This window comes from Hymenobacter daecheongensis DSM 21074, from assembly GCF_900141805.1.
GTDB classification, from domain to species: Bacteria; Bacteroidota; Bacteroidia; order Cytophagales; family Hymenobacteraceae; genus Hymenobacter; species Hymenobacter daecheongensis.
This window is the reverse complement of sequence record NZ_FQYN01000003.1, coordinates 543,829-557,687: the sequence shown is the minus strand read 5'-3', so window position 1 is coordinate 557,687 and position 13,859 is coordinate 543,829. Positions and strand designations below refer to the sequence as shown.

The window sequence follows — 13,859 nt, the reverse complement described above, 5'->3', positions numbered from 1 at the left end:
CACGACGAAGCAATCCGTCCTAGACATTGATCCAAACCTTGATTCAGCAGAAAGCCCTGACGCAAGGCATACGTCAGGGCTTTTTGGGTTAACAGAGCTTTTTACATTTCAGAGGACGGATTGCTTCGCGTTGCTCGCAATGACAGTCTTCTTCTTCGCAATGACAGCTTACCGGCCATACCACTTCGCCATTACCTGCTCCGCAGGCTTGTGCTGGGGCGTGAAGTCGGCGTGGCGGCGGGCGGGGCCGTCGGGGGCCAGGCCGGGATACCACTTCCACACAAACAAGCCCTTAAACCACGGCCGGGGCCAGAACGTCTCGAACATTGCCTCGTAGCAGGCGGCCTGCGTGGCCTCGTCGGCGGGAAAGAAGGTGGCGCTGCGGTCGGGCCACTTCCAGGGCTCGATGGCGGCGTCGGGCGTGTTTTTGTAGCCGGCCTCGGTGAAAACCACGGGCTTTTTAAACTGCTTCTGCACCCGCTCAATAGCTTTTAAATGCGGCTGCCAGTTGGCCAAAAGCTCCTTTTTAGTTGGGCGGTCGGCTTTGCTGAGCGGGAAATAGGCCTGAATGCCAATGAAGTCCAGCGCGTCCCAGAAGCGGATTTTTTCAAATTCTCCGCTCCAGTTGGCGGCGTAGGTGAGCGGGCCGTGGTACACCTGCCGCACCTGCTTTATCAACTCCCGCCACTCGGCCTCGTGGCCCACGGTCTTTTCCAGCTCGGTGCCAATGCACAGCGCTTCCAGGTGTTCGGCCTCCGCCAGCCGGGCGTAGTGCACTATAAAAGCAGTGTAGCTGGCAAACCACGCCTGCCAGTCGGCGGGGTTTTGCATCTCAATATCGCCGGGCCAGGTGCCGTTGCCCCGAATCCAGAGGTGAGGCTTGAGCAGAGTATGAATGCCCTGCCGACGGGCCTGCAGGGCCGTTTGGGCCAGGCCGTAGTCACTTTCGCCCCAGTAGCCGTGGCGGCCGGGCGGGCGCTGGGTGTGCAGCTGCACGGTGGGCACGTTGGCACCGGCCTGCCAGCCGAAGGGCGTCTGGGCAATCCAGGTGACGTGGGCGCGGAGCAGCGGGGCTAGGTCGGTGGAAGCGGCCGAGTCAGCGGCTACCCAGCTCACACCCCGAAACCGGCCATCGGCGGCCAGCACGGCGGCCGGCCGGTTGCTGAAAACCAGCGTGGTGGCCGCTTGCGGCGTGCGGGGCGTGCGCCACCACGCGGCCGCCGTGGCCATCAGCAGCACCAGCGCCACCACGGGCAGCAGCAGCCAACGACGCCAGCGGAAAGAAGTCAGCATACCGGAATCTTGGGAGACGAAGGCCAGCAAAAAAGGCCAAAAAAGGTGCATAGAAAGGGTTTTAGCGCCACCACCACCGCCAGCCGGCCCACGAAATCTACTGAATTAGTCGGGCAAACCCGACAACGCACGACATTGCGTAGCTTTGTCTCGTAAGACCAGCTCATTCAATCCCGTTTCCCTTGCTCCAAGCCATCAACGTTCGGAAGAAATATAATACGCTGGAAGTGCTCAAAGGCATCGACCTGACGATTGAGAAGTCGGAAATCGTGTCCATCGTGGGCTCCTCGGGGGCCGGCAAAAGCACGCTGCTGCACATTCTGGGCACGCTGGACAATCCGGATTCGGGCGAGGTGCTGTTTGATGGCACGTCGGTCAGCTCGCTGGGGCGGGCTAATCTGGCCAAGTTCCGCAACCGCCATATCGGCTTCATCTTCCAGTTTCACAACCTGCTGCCCGAGTTCACGGCCCTCGAAAACGTGTGCCTGCCGGCGTACCTGGCGGGCCGCTCGGAGAAGGAGACCCGGGTGCGGGCCCGCGAATTGCTCGGTATGCTGAACCTGGAGCGCCGCGCCGACCACAAGCCCTCCGAAATGAGCGGCGGCGAGCAGCAGCGCACGGCCGTAGCCCGCGCCCTCATCAACTCGCCCGAAATCATCTTTGCCGACGAGCCCAGCGGCAACCTCGACTCGCAGAATGCCCACGAGCTGCACCAGATTTTCTTTCTGCTGCGCAAAGAATTGGGCCAGACCTTCGTCATCGTGACCCACAACGACCAGCTGGCCGAAATGGCCGACCGCACCATCACCATGAAGGACGGCCACATTTCGGAGTAGCTTACCTGATTGGCCAAGAAAAGCCCCGCCGGATAGCCCGGTGGGGCTTTCTGCGTTTTCTCGGGTCAGATTCATCCGCGCAAGGAATGATTTTCGTAGATCTAATGACTTAACAATCAGACCTAAAAGACCTGAAAAAGCCAAAGAAATTAGGCTGGCTAATAAGGTTGGAAAAATAATTTGTAACTCATTGATAATCAATAGTAAAATTTCGTAATTTTTTGCACGAATCGGCAGGCTTCTTGGTTTGCTATATAGAACAACAGAACGTAACAGGACACTTATGGAAACCGCCATGAACGAAGCCATCAAAACCACCAAGAATCAGGTCACCAAGACCAAAGTCGAGAGCTACGATATTGCCCGCTCCGACGAGACGCTGCACTTGGCCACGGATCTGGCCAAGTTCATTAAGGAAAATAAGCTCAGCACTACGGTGCAGGGCAAAGAGTTTGTGAACGTGGAAGGCTGGCAGTACGCCGGCTCGCGCTTGGGCATCGTGCCCATCGTGGACCACGTCATCAACGTGAGCACCGATACCGAGATTAAATACCAGGCCAAGGTTACGCTCTTCGATATGAAGTCGGGCCACACGGTGGGCGCGGGCTTCGCTATCTGCTCCAATAAGGAGCAGGGCAAGAAGTTCTACCAAGAGTTTGCCATCATGAGCATGGCCCAGACCCGCGCCATCGGCAAGGCGTACCGCAACATTCTGGCCTGGATAATCCGCGCGGCGGGCTACGAGCCCACGCCGGCCGAAGAAATGGAGTACGGTGGCAATCAGCCCGATGCGAAGGGGGTTGCTATCACTCCGGCTCCGCAGCCTGCTGCTGAGCCAGCCATTGCAGCGGCCATGAAGGCTGTGCCCGCCGAACCGACGATGGCGGCCGAAACTGCAGCGCCAACCTACGCTACGGCCGCCCAGAAGGAGGAAATTATCCGGTTGCTCAACCATCCGGTGATTACCCGGCAGGAGAAGACCAAGATGTTGCTCAACATCAACCGGCTCGACGAGGAGCGCGCCACGCAGGCCGTAGCCAAGCTCCGCAAGGCCATTGATGACCGTGAGAACGGGCAGTCGGCTGCCGCTTAATTCATTTGTTGTCCATTCGAAAAGCCCGGTGCCGGTTGGTGTCGGGTTTTTTTGTGCTATCTGTTTTCGTCTGTCATCCTGAGCTTGCGAAGGACCTTCCTCTTCGTCAGTAGAAAGATTTATAAAATGAGCAAAGCCCTTTACCGCGTATAGTAAAGGGCTTTGGGCATTGAAAGGCGGTTGCAGTAAACTACGAGGAAGGTCCTTCGCTTTGCTCAGGATGACAGTTGGAGTAGGATAGCAGCACCAGCAAAAACTTCCGTTTCCCCGGTGACGGCGCTACCTTCGCAGCCCGTCAAAACTCCTGCTGCCCGTGTCTTTGCCCACCGACGATATTCTGCTGGTATTGCGCCAGAACTGGGGCCACCAGGCTTTCCGGCCGATGCAGGAGGATATTATCCGGTCGGTGCTGGCGGGGCAGGATACTCTGGCGCTGTTGCCTACTGGTGGCGGCAAAAGCATCTGCTTCCAGGTGCCGGCGCTGGCCCGGCCGGGGCTGTGCCTGGTGGTGTCGCCGCTGATTGCCCTGATGAAGGACCAGGTGGAAAACCTACGTAAGCGCGGCATTAAGGCCGAGGCGGTGTATTCGGGGATGAGCCACCAGGAAATCGACCAGACGCTGGATAATTGCGTGTACGGGCCGGTGAAGTTTCTCTACGTGAGTCCCGAGCGGCTGCTGACCGATATGTTCCGGGCGCGGGTGGGCCGCATGAAGGTAAGCCTGCTGGCCGTGGATGAGGCGCACTGCCTCTCGCAGTGGGGCTACGATTTTCGCCCGCCGTATCTGCAGATTGCTGCCCTGCGTGAGTTGCTGCCCGGCGTGCCCGTCATTGCCCTCACGGCTACGGCTACCGAGCAGGTGAAGCTGGATATTGTGGAGAAGCTGCGTTTCGGGCCCGGCCACCGGGTTTTTCAGCAGAGTTTCGCCCGGCCTAACCTGTCGTATTCGGCCCTGCCGACGGAGGATAAGCTGCGCCGCCTGCTGGAAGTGGTGCGGGGCGTAGGGGCCGACAAAACCAGCATCGTGTATGCCCGCACGCGCCGCCAGACTGAGGATACGGCCGCCTACCTGCAGCAGCACGGCCTGAAAGCCGCCGCCTACCACGCTGGCCTGCCCAGCGACCAGCGCACCCGCACCCAGCAGGACTGGATGGAAAACCGCATCCGCTGCATCGTGGCGACCAACGCTTTCGGCATGGGCATCGACAAGCCCGACGTGCGGCTGGTGGTGCACCTGGAAGCTCCCGACAATCTGGAAGCCTACTACCAGGAAGCCGGTCGCGCCGGCCGCGACGAGAAATATGCCTTTGCGGTGCTGCTGCACGGCCCCAACGACGCCGACGAGCTGCGCCGCCGCACCCAGCAAACCTATCCGCCGCTCGACACGGTGCGCCGCGTGTATCAGGCCCTGGCCAACTTCTCGCGCACGGCCGTGGGCGGCGGCGAGCTGGTGGCGTTTGATTTCGACATCCAGCAGTTTGCCGAAACCTACCGCATCAAGGCGCTGGATGCTCATAATAGCCTGCGCACGCTGGCCCGCGAGGGGTTTGTGCAGCTGAACGAGGCCGTGAATACGCCGGCCCGCGTGCACATCCCTATCGACCACCACGATTTGTACCGGTTTCAGGTGGCCAACGAGCAGCACGACAAGCTGATAAAATCGCTGCTGCGCTTCAATGGCGGAGAACTGTTCAGCGGATTCCAGCGCATTTCGGAAAACAGCCTGGCCCAGCACCTGAAGCTGAGCGTGCTGGATGTGCGCAAAACGCTGCTGTTTCTGCACCGCTCGGGCATCATTCAGTATCAACCGCGGCAGGAGTCGCCGCAGGCGCTGTTTACCACGCCGCGCTACGATGCCGACAAGCTGCCGCTGGACCAGAAGCGCCTGCTGCAGGCCCGCGACCTGGCCCGCGACAAAACCGAGGCCGTGATTCGGTATGCCGCCGGGGGGCGCTGCCGCCAGCAATTATTGCTCGAATACTTCGGCGAACTGGATGCGCCCGCCTGCAAAGTCTGCGACTTCTGCCTGGCTGAAAAGAAAGCCCGCCAAGCCCCCGCGCCCGCCGCTGATTTGCGCCAGCAGCTGCTTACGCTGCTCAAGGCCACGCCCCAAACGCCCCGCGAAGTCCTCACCCACTTCGCCCCCGGCCAGGCCACGGCCGTAACCGAGCAGCTGCGGGAACTGGTGGAAATGGGAGAGCTGAAATACGCGCCGGATGGGCGGCTGGGGTGAAACCAAAAAGCCGCCCCCGCCGCGCCTAAAACAGGAGCACCCAGGGCGGCCGAGTATCGGAAGGAACTGTTTTTGGGGCGTTTTTCTGGTTGGTGGATGGTCCCAACGCGGGCAACTCGCGGTGCTCGTCGCGGAACAAACTTCCGCGCTACTTTGCTTTCAGCGCTGCCAGCTGAGCCTGCAGCTCCTGTACCTGCTGCTCCAGCTGCAGGGTGCGGAAAGTCACTTTCAGCTCCAGATCTTGGTAGGAGCGCTCCAGCTGGTCCTGGAGCTGGCGCATTTGGGTAACGTCGGTATTGGTGCCGAACCAGCGCAAAATCGCGCCGTGCTCGTCCAGAATGGGCACGGCGCGGGTCAGAAACCAGCGGTACTGTCCGTCGCGGCCGCGCAGGGGGAAGGTCAGTTCGAAGGGCTCGGGCACCGACCACCACTCTTTCACGGCCGTCAGTACCCGCTCGATATGGTCGGGGTGATGCACCTTTGACCAGCCCCAGCCCACCATTTCCTCCAGCGTGGTGCCCGTATACTCATACCAGCGGGCATTGTACCAGAAAATGTGGCCATCGGGCTCGGCCATCCAGGCCAGCTGGGAAATGCTGTTGGCCATGGCCGAAAACTCCCGCTCCCGCACATCGGCCAGGCGCTGGGCTTCCTTTTGGGCCGTGATATCGAGGCAGAAGGAAATACCCTTGCGCGTGGTGCCGGGCTCGGTGAAAGAGCCCCCCAGCAGCACGGCTACGCGCCGGCCGTCTTTGTGAACATACTCTTTCTCGTAGGGCCGGTGCGTGCCGGTGCGGTCCAGCTCGGCTGTTGCCTGCTCATCAAGGGCGGCAAACTCGGGCGGTGTCATGGTCTGCCAGTTGATGAGGCCGGCCCGCAGCTCCTCTCGCGAGTAGCCGATAATGCTCAGGTACTGGTCGTTGGCATCCATCACCAGCGGGTTGTCCAGATCCCAGAATATGATGCCGATCAGATTGGAAGCCAGCAGTTGGGCCAGATTATGCGTGGTGGCGCGGCGCTCGTGAATATCCAGGCTGCTGCTCACCCACAGACTGGGGCGGCCGTCGGGGCCCAGGCTGGGGCGGGTGATGCTGAGCATCCAGCGGTACTCGCCATCAGCCCGGCGCAGGCGGTATTCCAGCTCGTAGGGCTCGCCGGTTTGCAGGGCGCGGGCCCAGGTGCCGGCCGCGGCCGATAGGTCGTCGGGATGAATGAGCGTGGCCCAGTGCTGAGCCAGCTCCTGCTGCGTGAGGCCCGTGTAGTCGAGCAGCTGCTGGTTGGCGTACTGAATCTGCCCGGCCGCGTCGGCCACCACGATGGTGACGGGTACGTTATCGGCCAGCAACTGGAAGCGCAGCGCCGCGGTTTTGGCCGTTGTCACGTCGGCGACGGTGCCAATGAGGCGCAGGGCCTGCGTGTGGTCGGCATCGAAGAAAGCGCGGCCGGTAGCCCGGATCCAGCGCGTGGGCTGCGCGGCCCCGGCGGTGGGCGGGGCGGTGCGGTACTCAATGTCGAACAGACCCACGCCGGCGGGGCTCAGCGCCTGCTGCACGGCCGCCTCGGTGGCGGCCCGGTCATCGGGGTGGAGGCGCTCCAGAAACCGCGGGTAGTCGATGTGAGCATCGGCGGGCAGCCCAAACAGCTCTTTGCAGCGCTCCGACCACACCAGCTCGCCGGTCGTCACGTTCAGATCCCAGGTGCCGATGCCGGCGGCGGCTACCGCGGTTTGCAGGTGGTCGTAGCTGATCGTGTCGGTGAAGGCGGGCATGGGAAAAGCTGGTTGAATGATCAGGATTGCACGAGCTGAAGCTCCATCCCGGTTTGAAAATACAGTGTGAGGGCGCTCTGCAGGCCATCGGTGGAGCGGCGCAGGCGGGTGATGAGGGCCGTGGTGGCCTCATCGGTGGTGTGCAACTCCAGGTAGGGGCGGCTCAGCCGCTCGTCGCGGTTCACGCTCCAGCTGCCATCGGCCTGACTGGTAGGGGTGTGCACCTGCAATACGCCGGGCTGCAAATGCAACTGCGTGGCCTGGGCCAGCGTAGTGGTCGGGCTGGCCTGACTCAGTACGCGCTCCGCCACCCGCCACGTACCGTTGAGGTACTGATCGGGCACTTGCTGCAGGTTCACGTCGAATAACAGGTCAGACATAGGGTAAGTAGAGCGCCTTCGGGCCAAAGCCGCAAGGGAAATTCTACCCAAAAGGCGCGAAATCAAAGGTACTCAATCAGGAGGTAGGAAGTACCCCGTCCGGGAGCTGCCGCGTGGCCTGAATGCCGGTGGCCTGGCTCGGGACCTGCAAACCAAAAAGCCGCCCCGGCCGCACCTGAAACAGGTGCGGCCGGGGCGGCTTTTTAGCACCGAAAGGGGCTGAAACTACTTCTTCAGCAGCTCCTCAGCGGCCGGCTCCGACGAAGCCGGATTCTGACCCGTAATCAGGTTGCCGGCTTTCACGACGTACGGTGCCCAATCGGCCCCTTTCGAATAGTCGCCGCCGTTTTGCTTCAGCATGTCTTCCACTAAAAATGGCACTACATCGGTCAGCTGCACGGCGGCTTCCTCGGTGTTGGTAAAGCCGGCCACCAATTTGCCTTTCACCAGCGGCTCGCCGTTGGCGGCTTTGGCGTGGCGCAGCACGCCGGGCGCGTGGCACACGGCCGCCACGGGCTTGCCGGCGGCATACATGGTTTCGATCAGCTCAATCGACTTCTTGTCTTCGGCCAGATCCCAGAGCGGACCGTGGCCGCCGGGGTAGAATACGGCATCAAAATCAGCGGCGGAAACCGAGGCGAGCGGTACGGTGCTGGCCAGGGCCTTCTGGGCGTCGGCATCGGCCTTGAAGCGCTTGGTGGCCTCGGTTTGGGCACTGGCATCGTCGCTCTTGGGGTCGAGGGGCGGCTGACCACCGGCGGGAGAAGCCAGGGTGAGCGTCGCGCCGGCATCCTTGAACACGTAGTAGGGCGCGGCGAATTCTTCCAGCCAGAAACCAGTTTTGTGACCCGTGTTGCCCAACTGATCGTGGGAGGTCAATACCATTAGAATGTTCATGAGAAGGGGGCTAGGAGAAACGGAAAAGGAAAGAATTGGAAAAGCCAAAAACGGCTACTGCGTGGGCAGCAGGCGGTAAAAAGAGGTTTTGCGCTCGGCCAGCAGCGGCACGATCCGGCCCAGCACCAGCTCCTGAAAATGCGGCGCGGCGCGGTGCGCTATCTGCGCCTCCTGATTGGCATACTGCTCATACACGAAAAAGCGTCCGGGCTCCTCCGCCGACTCGTGGGCGATGTAGAGCAGGTTGCCGGGCTCGTGCCGGCGCACGGCGGCGGCCGCTTCGATCAGCAGGCCGCGTACGGTTTCAACGTGCTCGGGCTGCACCAGCCACTCGGCGGCCACGCAGTAGATTTCGGCTTGGTTATTCATGTTGTTGAGGAGTTGTTTCACGCAGTGTCTCGGGGTGGATAATCGCAGTGTCTCGCAGTGTCGTTCAACGGTCCACTGCGAAACCCTGCGATTATCCACCCCGAAACACTGCGTGAAAATGAGGTTAGGCCACTTTCACGATGGCTTTGCCGGTATTCTCGCCGCTGAACAAACCCAGGAAAGCCGCCGGAATCTGGTCGAAGCCCTCGGTAATGGTTTCCTCGGCCTGTAGCTTGCCCTGGGCGTACCATTCGGTGAGCTGCTGCACGCCCTCAGGCCAGCGGCGGTAGTAGTCGCTCACGATAAAGCCTTGGAGCCGCGCGCTGGTTTTGAGCAGCTTGCCCTCCGGGCGCGGCCCCACGGGCGTTTCGGTGGCGTTGTAGGTCGAAATCTGGCCGCAGAGGGCAATGCGGGCGTGTTTGTTGAGCAGGTCATACACGGCATCCGTGATGGCTCCGCCCACGTTGTCGAAGTAGCAGTCGATGCCGGCGGGAGCGGCGGCGGCCAAAGCTTCAGCGATGTTGGCGGTCTTGTAATTAATGGCCTCATCGAAGCCCAGCTGCTTCAGATACGCCACTTTCTCGTCGGAGCCGGCCGTGCCGATGACGCGGCAGCCCTGAATTTTGGCCAGCTGGCCCACCACCATGCCCACGGCCCCGGCCGCGCCGGATACTACCACCGTTTCGCCGGCCTTGGGCTGACAAATGTCGAGCAGGCCGAAATAGGCCGTCAGGCCCGGCATTCCCAGCACGCCCAGAAAATAGCTCACCGGGGCCTGGTCGGTCGGAATCCGGTTCAGGCCCTGGCCGTCGGAGAGGCTGTAGCGCTGCCAGGGCAGATTGCCCACCACCGTGCTGCCCACCGGAAAGGCCGCATTCTGGCTTTCCACCACCTCGGCCACCACGCCGCCCGATATCGGCTGGCCCACCTCAAACGGCGCCACATACGACTTAGCCGCACTCATCCGGCCGCGCATATACGGGTCCACGGATACGTAGCGCGTTTTGAGCAGCACCTGGCCCGCAGCGGGCCGGGGTGTTTCGCTGGTTTCAAATCGGAACTGCTCGGCGGTAGGCACCCCCTGGGGGCGGCTAGCCAGCACAATGGTTTGGTTTTGCATAGCTCGGGGGAAAGGTGAAATAGTGACTTAGCGACTTAGTGAGTTGATGTTCGGTTTGCGCCACATGCGCGGATTGAACATCAACTCACTAAGTCGCTAAGTCACCATTTCACCTCAATTGGTTGTGGTGGTGAGGGTTACTTCAATGTTGCCGCGGGTGGCGCGGGAGTAGGGGCAGATGCCGTGGGCGGCCTGCACCAACTCTTCGGCCTGAGCCTGCTCCAGGCCGGGGATGTTGATGTGCAAGTCGGCGGAGATGCCGTAGCCGCCGTCTTCGGCCTGGCCGAAGCCGATCAGGGCTTCCACCGTCACGCCGTCGAGCTTCACTTTGGCCTGGCGGGCAGCTACGCCCAGCGCACCTTCGAAGCAGGAAGAATAGGCGGCGGCAAACAGCTGCTCGGGGTTGGTAGCGTTGGGCTTGCCGGGGCCGCCCATTTCGCGGGGCGTGCTCAGGGCCAGATCGATAACCTGGTCGTGGGACGTAACCTGGCCGTCGCGGCCACCTTTAACTTTGGCCTGGGCCGTGAAGACTTTGTTGATTTTCATCAGAAAGAAAAAGAAGAGGAGGAAGTGAGAAAAACAGCCGGCCCGGATTAGGCAAGCTGGGTAAGTAAGGTCTGGAGCTGCAGGCGCAGCGCCTCAAACTTCGCGGGGGTCATGGCCAGCTTTTCCAGCATCTGCTGAGGTATATGGCAGGCTTGCTGCTGCATGGCGCGCCCGGCCGGCAGCAGACTGATAATGACGGAACGCTCGTCGCGCGGGTCGCGGCGGCGGCTGAGCCACTGCTTCTGCTCCATGCGCTTGAGCAGCGGCGTGAGCGTGCCCGAATCGAGCAGCAACTTTTCGCCCAGCTCCTTCACCGTCAGCTCGGTATGCTCCCAGAGCAGCATGAACACCAAGTATTGCGGATAGGTAAGATCCAAAGCCTGCAGATAAGGCTGGTAGGCTTTGGTCAGCATCCTCGACACGGCGTAAATCGGGAAGCAAAGCTGGTTTTCCAACTTCTGAAACGGCGTATCGGATGGGGCGGGAGTGGACTTGCTCATGGGTTTCGGAATGGATAACGGCGTTTGGTTGCGTAATGTTTAATTGTGCACAACTAAACAGATAAGAAACAAGTCAAACTACTGATTGACAGAAATAAATATCATCGTCAATCTATCTTTCAACAAAGCCGCAGCGCGGCGGCAGGTTTGTAGTAACCCACCCGGTATATAGCACAAAGCCGCGTAGCGGTGACAGAGCCGTTCAGGCGTTTCTGTCACCGCTACGCGGCTTTTGAATTGCTTGATGCGCAATAATCTACAAACCTGTCGCCGCTATGCGGCCTTGTATTTCAGGATGGATATGGCTGAAAATTGGTTTTCGCTGTGTGGCTGCCTGGGTTCCAGAGCTTTTGGGAAAAACTGCGGTGGCCACAAAAAAACGTCGGAGCCTTGCCCGCGGGCAAGGCTCCGACGCCGGAGGAATCATAAAACCGGTCAGCGCTAAGCCTTCTGGTAGGCCTGAAAGCCGCCGAGCAGGTTGCGCACATTCTTGAAGCCGTGCTGCACCAGCAGCGCCTTGGCTGAAGCCGAGCGGCCGCCGCCCTTGCAATGCACGATGATTTCCTGGTCTTTCAGCTCCTCCAAGTCGTGTACTTTATCGGGCAGCGTGCCCAGCGGAATATTCTGGCTGCCGTCGATGCGGCCTTCCTCGTTTTCCCAGGTTTCGCGCACGTCGATGATGATGGGTTGCTGGCCCTGGGCCTGGCGCTGCTTTAGCTCGTCGGGGGTGATGTCGGTCATGGTTGGTGGTGGAGGGGTTGGAATGGGTGGCAATTGGTGCCGCAACAATAAGAATTTCCGGTAAAAGCGGCGGCCTAGCGGGCCAGCACCAGGCGCTTGGTGACGGTGAGGCCGGTGGGCAACGTGAGCTGCACCAGATACACGCCGGCGGCCAATGGGCGCAAATCCAGCTCCGGCTGGCCCAGTTGGGCGGCGGGCTGCGCCCACACGGGGCGGCCCAGCGCGTCGAGCACAGCGGCGCGGGCGTAGTGGCCCTGCACCCGCACCCGGCCCGTGCTGGGGTTGGGGTAGAGGCTGAAGGCGGCCGCCACCGTGGGGTCGGCGCTGGCGGTAGTAGTTTGGTTGTTGGTCATCACCGGGCGCATCATAATGGCGCCGGCCGGCGTTTTGCCCGCGCTGAACTGGTCGGTGGTGTAGGTTTTCCACTGGCCGGTTTCGTTGGCAAAAAAGTAGTCGGTGGGCGGCGCGTTGTTCAGGTCGAGGCCCATGGGCGCATACTGCCCGCCAATCGGCCCGCGGCCGTAGCCCACGAAGAAAGTGCCGCTCACGGGCACCGGCGCGGCAAAATTAATTTCCAAAAAGCGCTGCCCGGCCGGCAGCGTGGCCGGAATAACGAAGCTCTGGCTGGCCTTGGGTGTATCGGTAGGGCGCAGATCGGTGCCCTGGCCCTGGCTGTCCCACACGTTGGCCGTGATGGTGCGGCCGGCGGCTTCGGGCAAAATGGGGTAGATGCGCAGGCTGCGCACCTGGTCGTTGGCGTTCAGGTCGTAGCGCAGGGCGTAGAAGTGCGGCGGCCCGCTGGTGAAGGGGAAAAAGTCGATGGTGCCCTCGGGCGAGCCGTCGTCGTAGGCGTAGAAGTTGCGCAGCTCCGTGACGCGCGAAATGCTGTCGTTGGGAACCGTCAGCGGATCGACGCCGGCCAGCGGCACCAGCGCAATGGTGTGCCGGATGGTTTTTTCGGCCGGCGTCACCGGAATCGGGGCGTTGCGCACGCTGCCGCTGAGCACCACCTGCCGCGCCGAGGCATTGATGCCCTGGCTAACGGTGCGGAATGGCACCACCGGTCCGGCCGGCAGCACCTGCACCGTGCCGCGCCAGTCAATCGGAATAGGCTGGGGGCCAATATCCAGGTTGTTGATGGTGGTTTGGGTCTGGTCGTTCAGCTCGTTGGCGGGCGTGGGGTTGGCGTTGTATTGCCACACTGGCATGGCCGTGAAGCGCTTCAGCAGGCTGGTAAGCGGGGTGCTGGTGGCAATGTCGCGGTACGACGAGTCGGCGGCGGAGCGGTTGCGGTCCAGCTTCACGTAGTCCACGCTCCAACTGTCGTTGCCGTTAGCCGTACTTTGGTAGCCGGAGGTGTGAAAGCGAAACTGGAAGTTGGCGTGCAGGTAGCGGGCCTGGTCCACGGCCAGCAGCTTCTGCCGAAAGTCAGTGCGGCGGCCCTGGCTGCGCAGCACCCATACCTGCTGCCAGCGCCCGTTGTTGTCCTTAAACTGCACCTCGATAAAGACCGGCCGCGAGCTGCTGTTGGTTGAGGGCTGCGAGTAAATATTGCCCACCTGGTAGAAAAAACTCAGAAAAACCCGGTCGGTGGCCGTGAGCGTGCTCAGGTCGATGGGCTGGGAGGTGAGCGTGTCGGTGTCGCTGTAGAGCGTGCCGTAGGGCTGGCCCCGGCCGTTTAGCCCATCGAAGGAGGCAACGCCGCGCGAGGGCGGGGCCAGCGCGAAGCGGTTATTCACCAGCACCCCGCCGCCCGCCACCCAACGCGCATTGTTCGGCGGACCTTCGCGCTGCAGCGAGAAATCGTCGAAAAACGGTAGGGCCAGAGCGGCGGGGCGCGAGGCGGCGTTGGGTTGCGCGGCCAGCGCGGCGGCCCGGCCGGGGTCGGTGGGCAGGGGCTGCACCAGCTGGGCACGGCCGGCCAGCGGCAGCAGCAACGAAAAGATGAACAGCGGCTTGCGTAATGATTTCAGGCAGATCATAGACGGTAGTTTACGCAAACCCAACGAGTGGGGCAGCGGGAAAATTTCTTATTCGGCCGGAAGTGCGTCGGAAAAGTTGGCTTGACTTACCAAAGCATGTG

General features: G+C 61.6%; 13 protein-coding genes. 3 read left to right on the top strand and 10 right to left on the bottom strand.

Annotated features, from left to right (window positions below; translation table 11 throughout):
- Positions 1-168: 168 nt before the first annotated feature.
- The gene (locus tag BUB62_RS08050; protein ID WP_200799903.1) at positions 169-1,293 is read right to left on the bottom strand and encodes a glycoside hydrolase family 113; all 1,125 of its coding nucleotides are present in this window, start codon (positions 1,291-1,293) and stop codon (positions 169-171) included.
- Between the two features lie 182 nt (positions 1,294-1,475).
- On the opposite strand from BUB62_RS08050, the gene BUB62_RS08045 reads away from it, so the two are divergent.
- From BUB62_RS08045 to BUB62_RS08035, 3 genes are all read left to right on the top strand, one after another.
- Positions 1,476-2,129 (top strand): ABC transporter ATP-binding protein, encoded by a 654-nt coding sequence (locus BUB62_RS08045; protein ID WP_073108416.1) that lies wholly within the window; start codon positions 1,476-1,478, stop codon positions 2,127-2,129.
- Positions 2,130-2,412: 283 nt separating this feature from the next.
- Positions 2,413-3,222 (top strand): hypothetical protein, encoded by an 810-nt coding sequence (locus BUB62_RS08040; protein ID WP_234988652.1) that lies wholly within the window; start codon positions 2,413-2,415, stop codon positions 3,220-3,222.
- A gap of 313 nt (positions 3,223-3,535) precedes the next feature.
- On the top strand, positions 3,536-5,455 hold the full coding sequence (locus BUB62_RS08035) for a RecQ family ATP-dependent DNA helicase (RefSeq protein ID WP_073108414.1): 1,920 nt from the start codon (positions 3,536-3,538) through the stop codon (positions 5,453-5,455).
- A gap of 148 nt (positions 5,456-5,603) precedes the next feature.
- On the opposite strand, the gene BUB62_RS08030 is transcribed toward BUB62_RS08035, so the two are convergent.
- From BUB62_RS08030 to BUB62_RS07990, 9 genes are all read right to left on the bottom strand, one after another.
- Complete coding sequence (locus tag BUB62_RS08030; protein WP_073108411.1) at positions 5,604-7,223, bottom strand: PAS domain-containing protein; 1,620 nt, start codon at positions 7,221-7,223, stop codon at positions 5,604-5,606.
- A gap of 20 nt (positions 7,224-7,243) precedes the next feature.
- Positions 7,244-7,603, bottom strand: a complete 360-nt coding sequence (locus BUB62_RS08025; protein ID WP_073108408.1) for a hypothetical protein — start codon at positions 7,601-7,603, stop codon at positions 7,244-7,246.
- A 225-nt stretch (positions 7,604-7,828) separates the two neighbouring features.
- Positions 7,829-8,500, bottom strand: coding sequence for a type 1 glutamine amidotransferase domain-containing protein (locus BUB62_RS08020; protein WP_073108405.1), 672 nt, complete (start codon positions 8,498-8,500; stop codon positions 7,829-7,831).
- Positions 8,501-8,554: 54 nt separating this feature from the next.
- Positions 8,555-8,869 carry a putative quinol monooxygenase gene (locus tag BUB62_RS08015; protein WP_073108402.1) on the bottom strand — a complete coding sequence of 105 codons (315 nt, stop codon included), beginning with the start codon at positions 8,867-8,869 and terminating at the stop codon, positions 8,555-8,557.
- A 124-nt stretch (positions 8,870-8,993) separates the two neighbouring features.
- Complete coding sequence (locus BUB62_RS08010) at positions 8,994-9,989, bottom strand: NADP-dependent oxidoreductase (RefSeq protein ID WP_073108399.1); 996 nt, start codon at positions 9,987-9,989, stop codon at positions 8,994-8,996.
- Between the two features lie 114 nt (positions 9,990-10,103).
- Positions 10,104-10,535 (bottom strand): organic hydroperoxide resistance protein, encoded by a 432-nt coding sequence (locus BUB62_RS08005; RefSeq protein ID WP_073108396.1) that lies wholly within the window; start codon positions 10,533-10,535, stop codon positions 10,104-10,106.
- Between the two features lie 47 nt (positions 10,536-10,582).
- Complete coding sequence (locus BUB62_RS08000) at positions 10,583-11,035, bottom strand: MarR family winged helix-turn-helix transcriptional regulator (RefSeq protein WP_073108393.1); 453 nt, start codon at positions 11,033-11,035, stop codon at positions 10,583-10,585.
- Between the two features lie 441 nt (positions 11,036-11,476).
- Positions 11,477-11,776: a rhodanese-like domain-containing protein gene (locus BUB62_RS07995; RefSeq protein ID WP_073108390.1), complete on the bottom strand. Its 300-nt coding sequence runs from the start codon at positions 11,774-11,776 to the stop codon at positions 11,477-11,479.
- 74 nt (positions 11,777-11,850) lie between these two features.
- On the bottom strand, positions 11,851-13,758 hold the full coding sequence (locus tag BUB62_RS07990) for a T9SS type A sorting domain-containing protein (RefSeq protein WP_073108388.1): 1,908 nt from the start codon (positions 13,756-13,758) through the stop codon (positions 11,851-11,853).
- Positions 13,759-13,859 lie beyond the last annotated feature (101 nt).

What these genes read in the sequence shown, in the direction of transcription:
- BUB62_RS08050 (WP_200799903.1), bottom strand. Translation starts at nt 1,293, where the DNA reads ATGCTGACTTCTTTCCGCTGGCGTCGTTGGCTGCTGCTGCCCGTGGTG.
- BUB62_RS08040 (WP_234988652.1), top strand. Translation starts at nt 2,413, where the DNA reads ATGGAAACCGCCATGAACGAAGCCATCAAAACCACCAAGAATCAGGTC.
- BUB62_RS08030 (WP_073108411.1), bottom strand. Translation starts at nt 7,223, where the DNA reads ATGCCCGCCTTCACCGACACGATCAGCTACGACCACCTGCAAACCGCG.
- BUB62_RS08025 (WP_073108408.1), bottom strand. Translation starts at nt 7,603, where the DNA reads ATGTCTGACCTGTTATTCGACGTGAACCTGCAGCAAGTGCCCGATCAG.
- BUB62_RS08020 (WP_073108405.1), bottom strand. Translation starts at nt 8,500, where the DNA reads ATGAACATTCTAATGGTATTGACCTCCCACGATCAGTTGGGCAACACG.
- BUB62_RS08015 (WP_073108402.1), bottom strand. Translation starts at nt 8,869, where the DNA reads ATGAATAACCAAGCCGAAATCTACTGCGTGGCCGCCGAGTGGCTGGTG.
- BUB62_RS08010 (WP_073108399.1), bottom strand. Translation starts at nt 9,989, where the DNA reads ATGCAAAACCAAACCATTGTGCTGGCTAGCCGCCCCCAGGGGGTGCCT.
- BUB62_RS08005 (WP_073108396.1), bottom strand. Translation starts at nt 10,535, where the DNA reads ATGAAAATCAACAAAGTCTTCACGGCCCAGGCCAAAGTTAAAGGTGGC.
- BUB62_RS08000 (WP_073108393.1), bottom strand. Translation starts at nt 11,035, where the DNA reads ATGAGCAAGTCCACTCCCGCCCCATCCGATACGCCGTTTCAGAAGTTG.
- BUB62_RS07995 (WP_073108390.1), bottom strand. Translation starts at nt 11,776, where the DNA reads ATGACCGACATCACCCCCGACGAGCTAAAGCAGCGCCAGGCCCAGGGC.
- BUB62_RS07990 (WP_073108388.1), bottom strand. Translation starts at nt 13,758, where the DNA reads ATGATCTGCCTGAAATCATTACGCAAGCCGCTGTTCATCTTTTCGTTG.